The organism is Chelatococcus sp. KU-N122, from assembly GCF_055391085.1.
Genome location: NZ_AP043981.1, coordinates 5,689,458 through 5,706,292 on the forward strand (window position 1 = coordinate 5,689,458; position 16,835 = coordinate 5,706,292).

15 protein-coding genes are annotated in these 16,835 nt (G+C 69.7%); 6 read left to right on the top strand and 9 right to left on the bottom strand.

Features of this window, described 5'->3' with window-relative positions; genetic code table 11:
* Window positions 1-19 precede the first annotated feature (19 nt).
* Complete coding sequence (locus tag ACZ5PO_RS25615) at window positions 20-1,474, top strand: ComEC/Rec2 family competence protein (protein WP_464184830.1); 1,455 nt, start codon at window positions 20-22, stop codon at window positions 1,472-1,474.
* A gap of 9 nt (window positions 1,475-1,483) precedes the next feature.
* Here ACZ5PO_RS25615 and lexA read toward each other — a convergent pair whose 3' ends face one another.
* From lexA to ACZ5PO_RS25655, 8 genes are all read right to left on the bottom strand, one after another.
* Entirely contained in the window at window positions 1,484-2,179 is a 696-nt protein-coding gene (lexA, locus tag ACZ5PO_RS25620; RefSeq protein ID WP_464184832.1) for a transcriptional repressor LexA, read from the bottom strand.
* Between the two features lie 266 nt (window positions 2,180-2,445).
* The gene (locus ACZ5PO_RS25625; RefSeq protein WP_464184833.1) at window positions 2,446-3,672 is read right to left on the bottom strand and encodes a molybdopterin molybdotransferase MoeA; all 1,227 of its coding nucleotides are present in this window, start codon (window positions 3,670-3,672) and stop codon (window positions 2,446-2,448) included.
* Window positions 3,669-4,157 (bottom strand): cyclic pyranopterin monophosphate synthase MoaC, encoded by a 489-nt coding sequence (gene moaC, locus ACZ5PO_RS25630; RefSeq protein ID WP_464184834.1) that lies wholly within the window; start codon window positions 4,155-4,157, stop codon window positions 3,669-3,671. The genes ACZ5PO_RS25625 and moaC overlap by 4 nt, the downstream gene beginning before the upstream one ends.
* The gene (gene trpC / locus ACZ5PO_RS25635; protein WP_464184836.1) at window positions 4,154-4,963 is read right to left on the bottom strand and encodes an indole-3-glycerol phosphate synthase TrpC; all 810 of its coding nucleotides are present in this window, start codon (window positions 4,961-4,963) and stop codon (window positions 4,154-4,156) included. Before trpC ends, moaC begins: the two co-directional genes overlap by 4 nt.
* Window positions 4,960-5,985, bottom strand: coding sequence for an anthranilate phosphoribosyltransferase (gene trpD, locus ACZ5PO_RS25640; protein ID WP_464184837.1), 1,026 nt, complete (start codon window positions 5,983-5,985; stop codon window positions 4,960-4,962). Before trpD ends, trpC begins: the two co-directional genes overlap by 4 nt.
* 8 nt (window positions 5,986-5,993) lie before the next feature.
* Window positions 5,994-6,599 (bottom strand): anthranilate synthase component II, encoded by a 606-nt coding sequence (locus tag ACZ5PO_RS25645; RefSeq protein ID WP_464184839.1) that lies wholly within the window; start codon window positions 6,597-6,599, stop codon window positions 5,994-5,996.
* A 90-nt stretch (window positions 6,600-6,689) separates the two neighbouring features.
* Window positions 6,690-8,207: an anthranilate synthase component I gene (trpE, locus tag ACZ5PO_RS25650; RefSeq protein WP_464184841.1), complete on the bottom strand. Its 1,518-nt coding sequence runs from the start codon at window positions 8,205-8,207 to the stop codon at window positions 6,690-6,692.
* Between the two features lie 7 nt (window positions 8,208-8,214).
* The gene (locus tag ACZ5PO_RS25655; RefSeq protein WP_464184843.1) at window positions 8,215-10,104 is read right to left on the bottom strand and encodes a SurA N-terminal domain-containing protein; all 1,890 of its coding nucleotides are present in this window, start codon (window positions 10,102-10,104) and stop codon (window positions 8,215-8,217) included.
* A gap of 467 nt (window positions 10,105-10,571) precedes the next feature.
* Between ACZ5PO_RS25655 and tpiA the strand changes: the two genes are divergently transcribed.
* Window positions 10,572-11,333, top strand: coding sequence for a triose-phosphate isomerase (tpiA, locus tag ACZ5PO_RS25660; RefSeq protein ID WP_464184845.1), 762 nt, complete (start codon window positions 10,572-10,574; stop codon window positions 11,331-11,333).
* Between the two features lie 147 nt (window positions 11,334-11,480).
* Here tpiA and ACZ5PO_RS25665 read toward each other — a convergent pair whose 3' ends face one another.
* Window positions 11,481-12,113: a peroxiredoxin gene (locus tag ACZ5PO_RS25665; RefSeq protein WP_464184847.1), complete on the bottom strand. Its 633-nt coding sequence runs from the start codon at window positions 12,111-12,113 to the stop codon at window positions 11,481-11,483.
* Window positions 12,114-12,439: 326 nt separating this feature from the next.
* Between ACZ5PO_RS25665 and secG the strand changes: the two genes are divergently transcribed.
* The 4 genes from secG to ACZ5PO_RS25685 all read left to right on the top strand — a co-directional run bounded on the left by secG (window position 12,440) and on the right by ACZ5PO_RS25685 (window position 16,835).
* Window positions 12,440-12,859 carry a preprotein translocase subunit SecG gene (secG, locus tag ACZ5PO_RS25670; RefSeq protein ID WP_464184850.1) on the top strand — a complete coding sequence of 140 codons (420 nt, stop codon included), beginning with the start codon at window positions 12,440-12,442 and terminating at the stop codon, window positions 12,857-12,859.
* Between the two features lie 151 nt (window positions 12,860-13,010).
* A complete protein-coding gene (locus ACZ5PO_RS25675; protein ID WP_464184852.1) occupies window positions 13,011-14,639 on the top strand; it encodes a CTP synthase in 1,629 nt (542 codons plus the stop codon).
* A gap of 129 nt (window positions 14,640-14,768) precedes the next feature.
* Window positions 14,769-15,656: a 3-deoxy-8-phosphooctulonate synthase gene (gene kdsA, locus ACZ5PO_RS25680; protein ID WP_464184853.1), complete on the top strand. Its 888-nt coding sequence runs from the start codon at window positions 14,769-14,771 to the stop codon at window positions 15,654-15,656.
* Window positions 15,657-15,665: 9 nt separating this feature from the next.
* Window positions 15,666-16,835 carry an MFS transporter gene (locus ACZ5PO_RS25685; RefSeq protein ID WP_464184854.1) on the top strand — a complete coding sequence of 390 codons (1,170 nt, stop codon included), beginning with the start codon at window positions 15,666-15,668 and terminating at the stop codon, window positions 16,833-16,835.

The window sequence follows — 16,835 nt, forward strand, 5'->3', positions numbered from 1 at the left end:
TCGGGGGCAGGCGGGCGCCGTGGCGGCCGCCCTGGTCACCGGCAAGCGCGGTCAGATCACCGAGGACACCAACGACATCCTGCGCGCCGCCGGCATCTACCATATCGTCTCGATTTCCGGCCTGCACATGGTGCTCACGGCCAGCGTCTTCTTCTGGTCGAGCCGGGCGCTGCTCGCCCTCCTGCCGGGACTGGCCCTGGCCTGGCCGATCAAGAAGATCGCGGCGGCGATCGCCATGGTCGGCGCCGCCGCCTACTGCATTTTCACCGGTTCCGACGTGGCCACCGAGCGCTCCCTGGTGATGACGCTGGTCATGCTCGGGGCGATTCTGGTGGAGCGTCCGGCGCTGGCCATGCGCAACCTGGCCATTGCCGCGCTGATCGTCCTGGCCATGGAGCCCGAAAGCCTGCTCGGGCCGAGCTTTCAGATGTCGTTTGCCGCGGTCGCCGGCCTGATCGCCGTGGCCGAGCGCACCGGCAGCTTGACCGGCCTGGCCCGGGCGCAGGACGCGCCCCTCGGCGTGCTCGGCCGATTGGGGCGGGCGCTGCTCGCCGCCGTCGTGACGACGGCGGTGGCCGAGTTCGCGACCGGCTCCTTCAGCGCCTACCATTTTCAGAAGCTCAATCCGCTCGGCATTCTCGGCAACGTGCTGACGCTGCCGTTCATTTCGCTGGTGGTCATGCCCTCGGCCGTCGCCGGCATGGTCGCCTATCCGTTCGGTCTCGATTGGCCGATCTGGTGGGTCATGGGGCTCGCTACCGAGCCGATCCTGTGGGCTTCGCGCCTGATCGCGACGATCGAGCAGTCGACGGTCGGCATGCCGGCGATGTCGGCCTGGGCCCTCGGTGCCTTCGTCGTCGCCATCCTATGGTTCACGCTATGGAGCACGGCGCTGCGCTGGGGCGCGTTGGCGCCAGTCGTCGTCGGCCTGCTGCTGGCCGCTCATCCGCAACGGCCGGACATCCTGGTGGATCGCCGGGCGGACGGGGCGGCCGTGCGCGGCGAGGATGGCCGGCTCCTGATCCTCGGCAAGCCCTCCGGCTTCGTGGTGGAGCAATGGCTGCGGGCCGATGGCGACCGCAGGCATCCCTCCGACCCGACCCTGCGCGCCGGCGCCCGCTGCGACAGCTTCGGCTGCGTCGGCCGCCTGGCTGACGGCGGCGCCGTCGCCTTCATCGTCGACCGGCGCGCCTTCGAGGAGGACTGCGCGCGGGCCGACGTGGTGATCTCCAGGCGTGCGGCGCCGTCAACGTGCGGTGCCGCGCTGGTGCTTGACGGCCCGCGCCTGGCGCGCGCCGGCGCGGTCGCAGTCAAGGCCGGGGACGGGGTGTTGCAAACCACCCCCGCACGCGGCGAGGACCGATCGCGTCCCTGGATCAATGCGCCGGCGCCGAGGCCCAAACCCGAGCCTGCACCCGCCGCACCGGACGCCGCTCCGGGGCCGGACGACACGGCTGCTGCCGACGAGCCGTGAGCGGCGAGCTCAGTACCGGCGCACCAGACTGATCAGCTTGCCCTGGATCTTGACCCGGTCGGGTCCGAGCACGCGGGTTTCGTAGGCCGGATTGGCGGCCTCCAGCGCAATGGAGGAGCCCCGTCGGCGCAGCCGCTTCAGCGTCGCTTCCTCGTCGTCGATCAGCGCCACCACGATGTCGCCCGTGTTCGCCGTGTCCTGACGACGGATGACGACGGTGTCACCCTCGAGGATGCCCGCGTCGACCATCGAATCTCCGCGCACCTCAAGCGCGTAGTGCTCTCCGGACGACAGCAGTTCCACCGGAAGCTGGAGCGTGTGACTGCGATTCTGGATCGCGCTGATCGGCACGCCCGCCGCAATCCGCCCCATCACCGGGACGGAGATGACCTTGCGATCGTCCTCGCCGTCGGCCGAGGCCGGCTTGACGCGTCCGAGCCCGCCCTCGACGACGCTCGGGCTGAAGCGGCGGCTCGGCTGCGGGCCCGCGGTTTCCGGCAGCTTGATGATCTCGACCGCCCGCGCCCGATTGGGCAGCCGGCGAATGAAGCCGCGCTCCTCGAGCGCCATGATCAGGCGATGGATGCCGGACTTGGACTTGAGGTCCAAGGCCTCCTTCATCTCGTCGAAGGATGGCGGCACGCCCGTTTCGCGGAGACGCTCATTGATGAAGCGCAGAAGCTCATGCTGCTTGCTGGTCAACATGGTCGGTCCGTCCCGTCGCGCTCGTGGCCGCCCGATCGGCAGGCCGCAGATCACGGCGCCCACAATGCTCCCGCGATCCATTCCAAAAGGTTAGAGCACGACATTATCTCGCACCGAGAGCGAGCATCGGCGCAAGCCGCCCGGTCGTTTCCGCATCATGCTCATGCCGGCTCGACTCGCTTGTCGAAACAAAGCATGAACAATATGTAGCCGTTCTCGCTGTGTTCTGCAACAACTAGCTGGGCAGCGCGCCGCCGGCTTTCAGCTCAACATCCTATCAGCGGAATGGCGCGCGCGATCTCGCCGGCCCGCGCCGCGGCCGCGCCGGGCGGCCGCACGATCAGCGCCTCGGCGTCGGCCAGCACCCTGAGCAGCGAGCTGTCCTGCAGGCTCGCCGGCGTGGCGACCGGCAAATCTTCGCCCGGTGTCACCCGCGCTCGCAGGTAGTCCTGCCTGGCGTCGTTGGCGCCGACGTCGCTGCCGAGCCGGACAGCGATGCTTCTGTCGCCGCCGGCGCGCGGATCACCTTGCAGGGCCCGCAGCAGGGGGACGAGGAACAGCGTCCCGCAGACGATGGCCGAAACCGGGTTGCCGGGCAGCGCCAGCACGATCATGGAGCCGAGCCGGCCGTGCATCAGCGGCTTGCCGGGGCGCATGGCGATGCGCCAGAAGTCCAGCTCCATGCGGGCGTCCGCCAGAGCGTCCTTTACCAGATCGTGGTCGCCGACGGAGGCGCCGCCCAGGGTGACCAGCACGTCGGCCGCCGCGGCGCCGGCCCGTTCCACGGCCGCGACGAGGGCGGCCCTGTCGTCGCGGGCGATACCCAGGTCGAGCGGCTCCGCGCCGGCCGCCTCCGTCAGCGCGGCCACGGCGTAGCTGTTGGAGCTGACGATCTGGTCTTCGCCGGCGGCTTGGCCGGGGCGCACCAACTCGTCGCCCGTGGCCAGGAGGGCGACGCGCGGCTTGCGGCGCACCGGCAGGGTCGGATGGCCCATCGCCGCCGCGAGGCCGAGCCGCCGGAAATCGAGCCGGTCGCCGGCCTCGAGCAGGACGTCGCCGGCCTTGAAGTCGAGCCCGGCGGGGCGGATGTGGCGGCCGGGCTCGGCCGCCGTGGCGAAGCGGACGGCTTGACCGGCCGACGCGTCCTCGGCGTTCTCCTGGATGATGATCGTGTCGGCACCGGCCGGGACGGGGGCGCCGGTGAAGATGCGGACGGTCTCGCCCGGCCCGACGGTGCCCGGAAAGCGATGGCCGGCGGCACTGGTGCCGATCAGGCGCAGCGTGGCGCCGGGCGCCGGGCAGTCGGCGGCGCGGACCGCATAGCCATCCATGGCGGAACCATCGAAAGGCGGCTGGGTGCGGCGGGCGGCGAGATCGCACGCCAGCGTGCGGCCATGGGCGGCGGCGATTGCCACATCCTCGGCCTCCGTCGGCGTCGCCGCCGAGGCGAGGATGCGTCGCAGCGCTTCGTCGACGGACAGCATGGGCTTCATGGGACGACGTCCTGGGCGTGCCATGTGCCGGAGCGCCCACCCTCCTTGCGCAGCAGCCGGATCCCCTCGATGCGCATGTCGCGATCGACAGCCTTGACCATGTCATAGACGGTGAGGCAGGCGACCGACACCGCGGTCAAGGCCTCCATCTCGACCCCGGTCGGGCCGTTGACCTTTACCTCGGCCCGCACGGTGACGCCGGGCAGGGCGTCGTCCAGCGACAGGTCGACGGCGACCTTGGTGATGAGCAGGGGGTGGCAGAGGGGAATCAGCTCGTGCGTGCGTTTTGCAGCCATGATGCCCGCGAGCCGCGCCGTGCCGAGGACGTCACCCTTCTTGGCGTCGCCGCTGCGGATGAGGGCAACCGTCTCCGGGCGCGTGACGATCCGCCCTTCGGCCAACGCCACGCGAGCCGTCGCCGCCTTGTCGCCCACGTCGACCATGCGGGCGGCGCCGCTGTCGTCGAGGTGGCTCAGGCGGCTCATGGCACGGCGGCCGTCTCGCGCCGCAGCAGCGCGCGTGTCGCGGCGGCGACGTCCGGCTGGCGCATGAGGCTCTCGCCGACGAGGAAGGTGTCGATGCCGACTGCCGCCAGGCGGGCGATGTCGGCCGGCGTGAAGATCCCGCTCTCGCCGACGACGATGCGGTCCGACGGAACGCGCGGCGCCAGCCGCTCACAGACCTCCAGGCTCGTCTCGAACGTCCTGAGGTCGCGGTTGTTGATGCCGATCAGCCGGGACGGCAGGGCCAAGGCGCGGTCGAGCTCGGCGGCGTCGTGCACCTCGACCAGCACGTCCATGCCGACCGAAGCGGCGGCGTCGGCGAGGGCGGCGGCCTGGCCGTCGTCGACGGCGGCCATGATGATCAGGATGCAGTCGGCGCCCCAGGCGCGCGCCTCGAACACCTGATAGGGCTCGTACATGAAATCCTTGCGCAGCACCGGCAGCCGGCAGGCCGCGCGGGCGGCGCCCAGGTATTCGGGCCGGCCCTGGAACGAGGGTGCATCCGTGAGCACCGACAGGCAGGCCGCCCCGCCGTCCTCGTAGGCGCGAGCCAGCGCCGGCGGATCGAAGTCCTCCCGAATGAGGCCTTTGGAGGGACTTGCCTTCTTGATCTCGGCGATCAGCGCGGGCTGCCCCGCCGCGATGCGCTGCCTGATCGCCGCGGCGAAACCCCGCGGCGGCGGCGCCGCAGCGGCACGCCGCTCCATGTCCGCCGGCGGGACCGCGGCCTTGGCCGCGGCGATCTCCTCGCGCTTGTAGGCGCCGATGCGATCGAGGACGTTGCTCACGCGCCGCTTCCGTCGTTGGAGAGCGAGATCAGCTTGTAGAGTGTGGTGAACGCGGCGCCGTTGTCGAGAGCGGCCGATGCCAGGCTTGCGCCCTCCGCAAGGTTCGCCGCGCGGCCGGCGACCACCAGGGCGGCGGCCGCGTTGATGACGACGATGTCGCGGTAGGGGCCCTTCTCGCCGTCCAGCACACGCTTGAGCGCCAGGGCGTTGTGCTCCGGATCGCCCCCCTTGAGATCCTCGAGCTTGGCCCGGCCCAGGCCGACGTCCTCGGGGGCCACCGTGAAGCGGCTGATCGTGCCGTTGTCGAGCGCCACCACCTGGGTCGGGCCGGTGATGGTGATCTCGTCGAGACCATCCGAGCCGTGCACCGCCCAGACGCGCTCGGAGCCCAGCGTGCGCAGCACCTCGACCATCGGCTCGAGCCAAGTCTCGGAGAAGCTGCCGAGCAGCTGCCGCTTCACCGCGGCCGGGTTGGCCAAGGGGCCGATCAGGTTGAACAGGGTGCGCGTACCGAGCTCGGTGCGCACCGGCGCGACATGGCGCATCGAGGCGTGATGGCCGGGCGCGAACATGAAGCCGATGCCGGCGCCTTCGATGCAGCGGCCGACCGCGTCGGCGTCGAGGCCGATCCTGACGCCCAGCGCCGTCAGCACGTCCGCGGCGCCCGATTTCGAGGAGGCGGCGCGGTTGCCGTGCTTCGCCACGGTGACGCCGCAGGCGGCAACCACGAGCGAGGCGAGCGTCGAGACGTTGTAGGTGCCGACGTTGTCGCCGCCGGTGCCGACGATGTCGATGGCATCGGCAGGCGCCTTCACCCGGATCATGCGGGCGCGCAGCGCCGATACAGCGCCGGCGATCTCGTCCACGGTCTCGCCGCGCACGCGCAGCGCCATCAGGAAGGCGCCGGCCTGCGCCGGCGTCACCTCGCCCGACAGCAGCGTCTCGAATGCCGCGCGCGCCTCGTCCTGGGTGAGGGGGGCGCCGGTGGCGACCTTGGCGATGAAGGGTTTGAAGGCGTCCATGGCTTTCGTCAGGAAGGGCCGCGCCGGGCGCTGTTCCACGCGGCGGCGAGGTCGAGGAAATTGCGCATCATGGTCGAGCCGTGCTCGGACATGATGCTCTCGGGATGGAACTGCACGCCGTGCACCGGATGATCGGTGTGCGACAGCGCCATGATGACGCCATCGTCGGTCTCGGCGACGATCGAGAGCGGCGCCGGGCATGTCTTGCGGTCGACGACGAGCGAGTGATAGCGGGTGGCGGCGAACGGACCGTTGATGCCGCGGAAGATGGTGCGGCCCTGGTGGCGGATGGCCGATAGCTTGCCGTGCATGGGCAGCGCCGCCCGCACCACGTCGCCGCCGTAGGCCTGGCCGATCGTCTGCAGGCCGAGGCAGACGCCGAAGGTCGGCACCGAGGGGCCGAGCGTCGCCACGAGATCGAGGCAGATGCCCGCCTCGTTCGGCGTGCACGGCCCGGGCGAGAGCACGATGGCGTCGGGCTTCATGGCCTCGACGTCGGCCACCGTCAGCGTATCGTTGCGGTGCACGTCGACGTCCACCCCGAGCGCACCGATGAGATGCACCAGGTTCCAGGTGAACGAGTCGTAGTTGTCGATCAGGACGATGCGGGGCATGAACGGGTTAGGGCTGTTGCGGCGGCGCCAAAGGGCACCTTTGCCTCCGAAGCGCCGGCGTGGTCAAGGCTGAGGCGCATCGGCGGCGTTCTATTGCCCCCGGCCGGCGGCCGACGCGAAGCGGACGGCTTCCTCGGCAGCCCGGAACAGCGCCTTCGCCTTGTTCACGCATTCCTGCTGCTCGGCGGCGGGGTCGGAATCGTAGACCACGCCCGCACCGGCCTGAACCGCCATGCGGCCGTCCTTGACGATCGCCGTGCGCAGCACGATGCAGGTGTCCATCTCGCCGTTGGCGCCGAAGTAGCCGATGCAGCCGCCGAACGGCCCGCGCTTGTCCTTCTCGAGCTCGTCGATGATCTCCATGGCGCGGACCTTGGGCGCGCCGGAGAGCGTGCCGGCCGGAAAGCCGGCGATCAGCGCATCGAGCGCGTCGTGGCTGGGATCGAGGTCGCCCTCCACGTTCGAGACGATGTGCTGGACGTGGCTGTAGCGCTCGAGCACGAAGCTCTCCGTGACCTTGACGGTGCCGATCTTCGACACCCGGCCGACGTCGTTGCGGCCGAGATCGAGCAACATGAGGTGCTCGGCGCGTTCCTTCGGATCGGCCAGCAGGTCCTCGCCCAGCGCCCGGTCCTCCGCCTCCGTGGCGCCGCGGGGGCGCGTGCCGGCGAGGGGCCGGATGGTGACCTTGCCGCCGCGCGACCGCACCAGGATCTCCGGGCTCGAGCAGACGACCTGGAAGCCGCCGAAGTCGAGATAGCAGAGATACGGCGACGGGTTGACGCGGCGCAGCGCCCGGTAGAGCGACAGCGCGGGCAGCGGGAACGGGCACTCGAAGCGTTGGCCGAGCACGACCTGGAAGACGTCGCCGGCGCGCACGTACTCCTGCGCCCGCGCCACCATCCGCTCGAACTCCGCCGGCGTGGTGTTGGAGGCCGGCACCGGCAGCGCCAGGCCCTCGACGTTCGGCCGCACGTCGGCATGAAGTGGCACGTCGAGTGCCGCGACGGCGGCCTCGAGGCGCTCGGCCGCCGCCTCGTACGCGGCGTTGGCGCCGACACCGGGCCGCGGTCGCACCGGCGCGACGAGCGTCAGCTCGTCCCTGACCGAATCGAACACCGCCATCACGGTCGGCCGCAGCAGGATCGCGTCGGGGACCCCGAGACGGTCCGGATTGACGTGGGGCAGACGCTCCATCTGCCGGACCATGTCGTAGCCGAGATAGCCGAAGATGCCGGCCGCCATCGGCGGCAGGTCGGCGTCGAGGGAGATCTCGCTCTCCGCGATCAGCCGGCGCAGGCTCGCGAGCGGCGCCGCCGGCTCGGCCACGAAGCCGTCCGGATCCTCGTCCGGCGCGCGATTGATCGCCGCCTTGCCGTCGATGCAGCGCCAGATCAGGTCCGGCGCGAAGCCGATCATCGAATAGCGGCCGCGCACGGCGCCGCCTTCCACCGATTCCAGCAGGAACGACAGGCCGGGCTGCCGCGCGAGCTTCATGTAGGCGGCGACCGGCGTTTCCAGGTCGGCGACGAGGCGAACGCTGAGCACGAACGGCTGGCCCGTCGCGTAGAGGTCCGCAGCCCGGTCGGGCAGGGGGGTGATCTGCATCGGGAGTCTATTCCCCGGCGGCGCCGATGGCGTTGCGGAGCGCCTGCTGATTGACGGTAATACCCATCTCGTTCTGCAGCCGCCGTACGTACTGGGTGAGGAGGTCGTCGGTGACGGCGAGGCCGAGCTGCTCGTCGAGCCGCGGATCGAGCGCCTTGGGGCCGAACGGCGGAACCGTCGCCGACGTCACCTTGAAGACGGCGCGGGCGTTGCCGTCGGCGAGGGCGACCGAACCCGCCTTGCCGGCGTAGGTGGCAAAGATCTGCGTGACTGCGGGCTCGGTCAGCTCGTCGTGCCCAACACCGCGCTGGAGCTGGTCGACGGACTTGACCGGGAGGCCGGCGGCGGCGGCCGCGACGGTTTCACCTCCATCGATCTTGGTGACCAGCTCGCGCGCCCTGGTGGCCAGGCGGTTGGCGATCTCGTCCGATCGCCACAGCGCCGTCACGGCAGGCTTCACCTCGTCCAGCGGCCGGTCGCGGCTGGCGTCGATGGCGGTAACTTCATACCACACATAGCCGCCGTCGGCGGTGCGCACGGCCTCGTTGTCGGCTCCCATATCGGTGGCGAAGGCCGCGGCGAGCAGCGCCTCGCCGTTCGGGATCCCAGCGACCGGCTTGCCGGTCTTGTCGTTGCCCTGGCGGTCGACGCCGTCGATCTGGGTCAGCGCCACGCCGACGCTCTGGGCGATCTCGCCGAGCGGCTTGGCGCCGGCCCGCTGGTCCTCGATGCGATCGTGCAGGTCGGCGATCTCGCTGCGCGCCTTGACCAGCGCCAGCTCCCGCTTGACGGTCGCTGCGACCTCCTCGAAGGGCTTCACCGCCTCCGGCGTGATCGACACGACGCGCACGATGACCGGCCCGAATCGGCCCTTCAGCGGCTCGCTCACGCCGCCGGCGGCGAGCGAGAAAGCAGCATCGCGGACGGCCGGATCGAAGATCTCGGCGCGCGATACGGTGCCCAGGTCGAGATCCTTCTCGCCGACGCCCCGCTCCTTGGCGATATCGTCGAAGCTCTTGCCCGCCTTGAGCGCTGCGGAGGCCGCGGCGGCGGCCGCGTCGTCCGGGAACGTGAGCTGCTGGAGCCGCCGCCGCTCCGGCGTGCCGAACTGGGTCCCCTTGATCTGCTCGTAGCGGGCCCGGGCATCGGCGTCGCTGACGGCGTCGGGCTTGACCAAGGCATCGGGCGTCAACGCCAGCACGCTGAGGCTGCGGTATTCGGGAGCGCGGAAGCTCGCCTTGCGCTCGTTGAAGAAGCGCTCGAGCTCCGCCTGCTCGGGGGTGCCGGGATCGGCGATCGCCGAGGCGGGGAGGATGAAGTAGTCGACCGCCCGTCGTTCGGCGCCGTAGCGGAAGGCCGCCTCTCGCAACGCCTCGGGCACCGCCAGGCCGCCGGTGATGCCATCCGGAATCTGGCGGCGGGTGAGCGTGGCACGCTGGTCCTGCACGTACGCCGCCTCGGTGAGCCCGTTGTTGCGCAGCAGGTCGGCGAACTGGGCGCGATCGAAGCGGCCGGACGGGCCGCGGAAGTTCGGGTCGTTCTCGATGCTGCGGGCAACCCATGCATCGGTGATGCCGAGGCCCATGGTCTTGGTCTGCTGGTCGAGCACCGCATCGGTCACCAGGCGGCCGAGCACCTGGGCATCGAGGCCCATGGCGCGAGCCTGATCGGGGGTCACGGGGCGGCGGAACTGGCGGGTCAGGCGCTGGATCTCGTTCTGGTAGGCGGTCCGCAGCTGGTCCATGGTGATTTCGGTCGAGCCGACCATGGCCACCGTGTTGCGTCCATAGCCGCGGAAGATGTCGCCGATGCCCCAGATCGCAAAGGAGATGATCAGCAAGCCGAACAACACGCCGACGACGATGCGTCCGGCCCAGCCCGCCGTTGCGTTACGCATACCCTTAAGCATGAGAACCAGCGACCTTCCATAAAGCCCTGGCCGACGAAGTGCCGCCGGCCCTGCGATGAGTGTCCGCCTCTGGCGGGAGGCGCAATTGCCGGCGCCTGCTGCACGGGCGCTGCGGTCATAGCCCAAAGCCGCCACGAAACACAGCCGTCAAACAACGGCGTGGGCCGCTTCCCGCCTGCGCAGCATGATCGGCGTCTTGCGCGTTGAATCAAGACCTGCGCGTTGAATCAAGATCTGAGGAGCGCGGTGAATCGGTTTCGCAGCTGCCAGCCTCAAATGTCTGATTTGCCAGGGTTCCGTTGCAGCACGAGGGCCCCTCTGTTAGAGGCGACGGTGGCTGTCGCCCCGGCCCGGACCGGCTTGGAGCCTGGCGCAGCCATGACCAGAGGGTGCTCGGCTGCGAGACCGGCGGGACCGCCGCGGCAGCCGCAAGCGACGAGAAAGGGGGCCGACCTATGGCCGACGCCACGCGCCGTCCGCTGATCGCGGGCAACTGGAAGATGCACGGGCTGAAGATTCAGGGCGCGCGAACGCTGGGCGAGATCGTCGAGGGATACGACGCGGCGCTGCGCGCCAAGGTCGATCTTCTGGTCTGCCCGCCGGCGCCGCTGCTGCACGCCTTCTCGGTCGTGGCCGTCGGCTCGCGGGTGGCCATCGGCGCCCAGGACTGCCACGCCGAGCCCTTGGGCGCCTTCACCGGCGAGGTCTCGGCCGAAATGATCGCGGACGCCGGGGCGACGGCGGTGATCGTCGGCCATTCCGAGCGCCGCGCCTATTACGGCGAGAGCGACGGCGACGTGCGCGGCAAGGCGCTGGCAGCCCGCCGCGCCGGGCTGACGCCGATCATCTGCGTCGGCGAGACGCGGCAGGAGCGGGACGCGGGCCAGGCGCTGGAGGTCGTGGGCACCCAGCTCGCCGCCTCGGTGCCGGATGAGGGCTGCGACTTCATTGTCGCCTACGAGCCCGTGTGGGCCATCGGCACCGGCCTGACGCCGACCACGCAGGACGTGGCCGACATGCATGCCTTCATGCGCGACGGCCTCCGCAAGCGGTTCGGCCCGGCGGCCGACCTCGTCCGGCTGCTCTACGGCGGCTCGGTGAAGCCAGCCAACGCCGGCGAACTGCTGGCCGTGGCCGACGTGGACGGTGCGCTGGTCGGCGGCGCGAGCCTCGTCGCTGCGGACTTCCTGGCCATCGCCGCTGCTGTGAGTGGCTAGGCCGCTTCGCGATCGGACGGACTCACCCGATCGCAAAAGAAGTGCTCCCATTCACGGAACGGGAGCGCTTCCATTCGATCGGATGAGGGCATCGGAGCGGTGCGTGCTCCGGTTGGCGCGGGGGTGGTCGCCTCGGCGGGCCGGGCCTCAGCGCGGCTGCGGCACCACCCGCAAATAGGGCTTGAGCGTCGTCCAGCCGCCCGGGAACTTCTCCTTGGCCGCCTCGTCGGACACCGCCGGCACGATGATGACGTCCTCGCCCTGCTTCCAGTTCACCGGGGTCGCGACGCTATGTCTGGCGGTGAGCTGGAGGGAATCGATGACGCGCAGCACCTCGTCGAAGTTGCGGCCCGTGCTCGCCGGGTAGTTGAGGGTGAGCTTGATCTTCTTGTCCGGGCCGATGACGAAGACGGAACGGACCGTCAGCGTGTCGCTGGCGTTGGGGTGCAGCATGCCGTAGAGCGTCGCAACCTTGCGGTCGGCGTCGGCGATCAACGGAAAGTTGGGCCGGTGGCCCTGGGTCTCCTCGATGTCGTCGGCCCATTTGCCATGAGCTTCGATGGCGTCCACGCTGAGCCCTACGACCTTGACGCCGCGGCGCTCGAACTCCGGCTTCAGCTTCGCCGTGTAGCCGAGCTCGGTGGTGCAGACCGGCGTGAAGTTCTTGGGGTGCGAAAACAGCACGCCCCATGAATCGCCGAGCCACTCGTGGAAGCGGATGCTGCCCTCTGTGGTTTCAGCGTCGAAATCAGGCGCTACGTCGCCGATCTGAAGTCCCATTTGAATAGCCTCCGCCTATATCCGCGTGTTTCTGGGCCGGATTTCCGATAGGCTTATCTTTGCAATTTTCGTATATATTGCAAGTGAACGGTGCTTCATCGCGCCTGACAAAATTTATATAGAAATTTATTATTCATTCGCCGAAGTTTGGCGAAAGGATTTGGCTCCATCCGAGCGGTCGGTGGCATTTTTTTCGCCGCCCGCTGCGGCGGCAGAGCGGCCGCCGTGCCAACGCGCTTTGAAGCCGCGGTGCGGCGTGCTAGATGCGCGGCCGATCCCTTCTTATATGTTGTCGGCGTCATCCGGCCGTCCGCGGACCCTTATTCATGCAAAGCGTTCTGATCGTCGTTCATCTGCTCATCGTGCTGGCGCTCGTCGGCGTCGTGCTGATCCAGCGCTCGGAAGGCGGAGGCCTCGGCCTCGGCGGCGGTGGCGGCGTCTCGGGCTTCATGACCGGGCGGGGGCAGACCAACGTGCTGACGCGGACCACGGCGATTCTGGCGACGCTGTTCTTCGTGACCAGCCTGACGCTTTCGATCATGGCGGGGATGAGCCGAGGGCCGCGCTCGATCTTCGATACCAACGCGCCGTCGGCCCCTGGTGCCCCTGCGAGCCCGGCCAATCCGTCGGCGCCGGCCGGCGGCGTGCTCGACGAGCTCAAGCGTTTGCAGGAGGGCCGAGGCACTCCGTCGGCGCCGCCGGCGCCGGCCGCCCCGGCAAGCCCGCAGGTGCCGACGCAGCAATAGGCGCGCGGTATCGCGAGAGACGGCGTAGCGCGGGGAAGGGCGGACAAGCTCTTCACTCGTGATTGTGAAGCCCAGTCTGTGCGCCTGGCCTGGGGGTTATGCATCGGCCCCCCTCGCCAAGCCGCACGACTCCATGTACGCAGCGAGTCCCATGACGCGGTACGTATTCATCACCGGCGGCGTGGTGTCCTCTCTTGGCAAGGGGCTAGCGTCGGCGGCCCTCGGCGCTTTGCTGCAGGCCCGTGGCTACACGGTGCGGTTGCGCAAGCTCGACCCCTACCTCAACGTCGATCCCGGCACGATGAGCCCGTATCAGCACGGCGAGGTGTTCGTGACCGACGACGGCGCGGAGACGGACCTCGACCTCGGCCATTACGAGCGATTTACCGGCCGGCCCTGCAGCCGCGACGACAACATCACGACCGGCCGCATCTATTCGGAGATCATCGCGCGCGAGCGCCGCGGCGACTATCTCGGCGCGACCGTTCAGGTCATCCCGCACGTCACCAACGCCATCAAGGAGTTCGTGCTGTCGGGCAACGATGCCTACGATTTCGTGCTGGTCGAGATCGGCGGCACCGTGGGCGATATCGAGAGCCTGCCGTTCCTCGAAGCCATCCGCCAGCTCGGCCAGGAGCTGGAGCGCGGCCAGGCCATCTACGTCCATCTCACGCTGCTGCCCTACATCCCGTCGGCCGGCGAGCTCAAGACCAAGCCGACGCAGCACTCGGTGGCCGAGCTCAGGTCGATCGGCGTGCAGCCGGACATTCTGCTCTGCCGCACCGACCGGCCCATTCCGCGCGAGGAGCGGCGCAAATTGTCGCTGTTCTGCAATGTGCGGGAGAGCGCGGTCATCGAAGCGCGCGACGTCGCCTCCATCTATGACGTGCCGGTCTCCTACCATGCGGAAGGGCTGGACGGCGAGGTGCTGGCGGCGTTCGGCATCAAGGACGCGAGCGAGCCGGAGATATCCCGCTGGCAGGCCATCTCCGAGCGCGTGCGCAGCCCGGAGGGCGACGTCACCATTGCCGTTGTCGGCAAGTACACGGGCATGAAGGATGCCTACAAGTCGCTGATCGAGGCGCTGACCCACGGCGGCATCGCCAATCGGGTCAAGGTCAACATCGACTGGATCGAGAGCGAGGTGTTCGAGAGCGAGGATCCGTCGCCGTTTCTCGAGCACGTGCATGGCATCCTGGTGCCCGGCGGCTTCGGCCAGCGCGGCGCCGAGGGCAAGATCCGAGCGGCCCGCTTCGCGCGCGAGCGCCGGGTGCCCTATTTCGGCATCTGCTTCGGGATGCAGATGGCCGTCATCGAGGCCTCCCGCTCCCTCGCCGGCGTCGCCGACGCCAATTCGACCGAGTTCGGGCCGACGCCGGAGCCGGTGGTCGGCCTGCTCACCGAGTGGCTGCGGGGCAACGAGCTCGAGCGCCGGCAGGCGGGCAACGACCTCGGCGGCACCATGCGGCTCGGCGCCTACCAGGCGGCGCTGGCGTCGGGCAGCCGGATCGCGTCCATCTACGGAACGACCGACATTTCCGAGCGCCACCGCCACCGTTATGAAGTCAACATGGACTATCGGGACCGCCTCGAAGCCAAGGGCCTGCGCTTCGCCGGCGTGTCGCCCGACGGCCTGCTGCCGGAGACCGTGGAATACGAGAACCATCCCTGGTTCATCGGCGTGCAATTCCACCCGGAGCTGAAGTCGCGCCCGTTCGAGCCCCATCCGCTGTTCAAGAGCTTCGTCAAGGCGGCCATCGAGCAGAGCCGGCTGGTCTGACGCACGCATGCCCCGATCGGCGGCATGCTCCTGCTGTCCGAAGCCGAGGCGCTGCACCGATCGTGAAGCGCTCTTGCCATGCAAACTTGCCGGATGCGCCGGCAGGGCGATCCGGCTATAGCCTCGCTCATGACCACGTCCGCGCACTCTATCGTAACGGTCGGCGCCGATCGGGCCCATCCGGTCCGCTTCGGCAACGGCCTCAAGCTGTCGCTGATCGCCGGCCCCTGCCAGATGGAGAGCCGGGCGCATGCGCTCGAGGTGGCGGCCGCCCTGCGCGAGATCACCCAGCGCCTGGGCATCGGGCTCGTCTTCAAGACCTCGTTCGACAAGGCCAATCGCACCTCGGCATCGGCCGCGCGCGGCGTCGGCCTTGCGGGCGCGCTACCGGTGTTCGCCGAGATACGCGACACGCTGGGGCTTCCCGTGCTCACCGACGTGCATGATGCCGCCCAATGCCAGCCGGTGGCCGAGGTGGTCGACGTCCTGCAGATTCCGGCCTTCCTCTGCCGGCAGACCGACCTGCTCGTCGCCGCGGCCCGCACCGGGCGCACGGTGAACGTCAAGAAGGGGCAGTTCCTGGCGCCGTGGGACATGAAGAACGTCGTCGCCAAGCTGACGGCGGCGGGCAATGCCGACGTGCTCGTCACCGAGCGCGGCGCTTCGTTCGGCTACAACACCCTGGTCTCGGACATGCGGGCGCTGCCGATCATGGCCGAGCAGACAGGCGCCCCCGTCATCTTCGACGCCACGCATTCGGTGCAGCAGCCGGGCGGGCAGGGGACGTCGTCCGGCGGTGAGCGCCGTTTCGTGCCGGTGCTGGCGCGGGCGGCGGTGGCCGTCGGCGTGGCCGGCGTCTTCATCGAGACCCATCCCGACCCCGACCGCGCGCCGTCCGACGGGCCGAACATGGTGCCGCTCGCCCAGATGGAAGCGCTGCTGGCCGAGCTTCTCGCCTTCGATGGTCTGGCGAAGGCAGCCACGCACGCGAGCGGCGCGACGGGCGAAGCGGGCTGAACACAGTCCGTGGGCCGCCTCCAGTACATCCTCGCCTTCGCCTGCTTCGCCTCGTCGCTGTTCAGCCGTGCCATCGACCCGCTGGTGCCGCTGATCGCCCGCGACCTGGAGACGGCGCCCGAGCGCGTCGCGCTGTTGTCGACCGCGTTCGCGCTGCCCTTCGGCCTCTTGCAGCTGGCGTTTGGGCCGATCGGTGACCGCGTCGGGCGCGGCGGGGTGATCCGGGTCTGCATGGTCCTCATGACCTTCGGCGGCCTGGCCAGCGCCTTTGCCTGGGGCTTCGGAACGCTGTTTGCCCTGCGGGTCGTCTGCGGCGCGGCGTCCGCCGGCATCTTCCCTGCGACCATCGCGCTCGTCGGCGACCGCGTCCCCCTCGACCAGCGGCAGGCGATGCTCAGCAAAATGCTCGCTGCGACGATCAGTGGCACGCTGTTCGGCGCCATCGGTGCCGGGCTCCTGGTCGACCTCGTCGGCTGGCGTGGCGTCTTCCTCGTGTATACGGCGATGTCGGCGGCCGCCGCGGCGGCGTTGTTCGTCGCGCTGCCGGCGGGGCGGCCCCATGCCGATCATCCGGCCGCCGGTGTGATCGAGGGGTTCTTGAGTGTCCTTCGCAATCCACGCGCGAAGGTCTGCTTCACTGCGGTCTTTTTCGAGGGGCTTGCGGTGTTCGGCCTGCTGCCGTTCGTCGCCTTGCTGCTCGAGGCGCGCGGCGAGGGCGGCCCAGCCATCGCCGGGCTCGTTATCGCCGGCTTTCCGCTGGGCGGGATCCTCTACGCCGCCGTGGCGTCGCGCCTGATCGCGTCGCTTGGCACTGCCGGCATGATGGCGGGCGGCGGCATCGTGGCTGCCCTGTCGCTGCTGGCCGTTGGGTTCGGCCTGCCGTGGCAGGGTGATGCCATCGCCTTCGTCGTCCTGGGGATCGGCTTCTACACGCTGCACAACTCGATGCAGGTGCAGGCGACGGAGCTGTCGTCCCGCCATCGTGGTTCGGCGGTCGCCATGCACGGCAGCTCGTTCATGACCGGCCAGGCGCTCGGCCCGGTCATCTACGGCCCGGGAATCACGACCATGGGCGTCTTCGCGACACTGGCGACCTCGGCCGCGGTCATCGCCCTGGTCGGCATCGCCTGTGCCGTTCTGCTCGGCCCGCGCGCGGAGCCGAAGTCGGCTTCGGCGTAG

Coding starts and splice junctions, on each gene's coding strand:
- ACZ5PO_RS25645 (WP_464184839.1), bottom strand. CDS start 6,599: ATGCCCCGCATCGTCCTGATCGACAACTACGACTCGTTCACCTGGAAC.
- trpE (WP_464184841.1), bottom strand. CDS start 8,207: ATGCAGATCACCCCCCTGCCCGACCGGGCTGCGGACCTCTACGCGACG.
- lexA (WP_464184832.1), bottom strand. CDS start 2,179: ATGTTGACCAGCAAGCAGCATGAGCTTCTGCGCTTCATCAATGAGCGT.
- trpD (WP_464184837.1), bottom strand. CDS start 5,985: ATGGACGCCTTCAAACCCTTCATCGCCAAGGTCGCCACCGGCGCCCCC.
- ACZ5PO_RS25625 (WP_464184833.1), bottom strand. CDS start 3,672: ATGAAGCCCATGCTGTCCGTCGACGAAGCGCTGCGACGCATCCTCGCC.
- kdsA (WP_464184853.1), top strand. CDS start 14,769: ATGACCACGTCCGCGCACTCTATCGTAACGGTCGGCGCCGATCGGGCC.
- ACZ5PO_RS25675 (WP_464184852.1), top strand. CDS start 13,011: ATGACGCGGTACGTATTCATCACCGGCGGCGTGGTGTCCTCTCTTGGC.
- moaC (WP_464184834.1), bottom strand. CDS start 4,157: ATGAGCCGCCTGAGCCACCTCGACGACAGCGGCGCCGCCCGCATGGTC.
- ACZ5PO_RS25655 (WP_464184843.1), bottom strand. CDS start 10,104: ATGCGTAACGCAACGGCGGGCTGGGCCGGACGCATCGTCGTCGGCGTG.
- secG (WP_464184850.1), top strand. CDS start 12,440: ATGCAAAGCGTTCTGATCGTCGTTCATCTGCTCATCGTGCTGGCGCTC.
- ACZ5PO_RS25665 (WP_464184847.1), bottom strand. CDS start 12,113: ATGGGACTTCAGATCGGCGACGTAGCGCCTGATTTCGACGCTGAAACC.
- tpiA (WP_464184845.1), top strand. CDS start 10,572: ATGGCCGACGCCACGCGCCGTCCGCTGATCGCGGGCAACTGGAAGATG.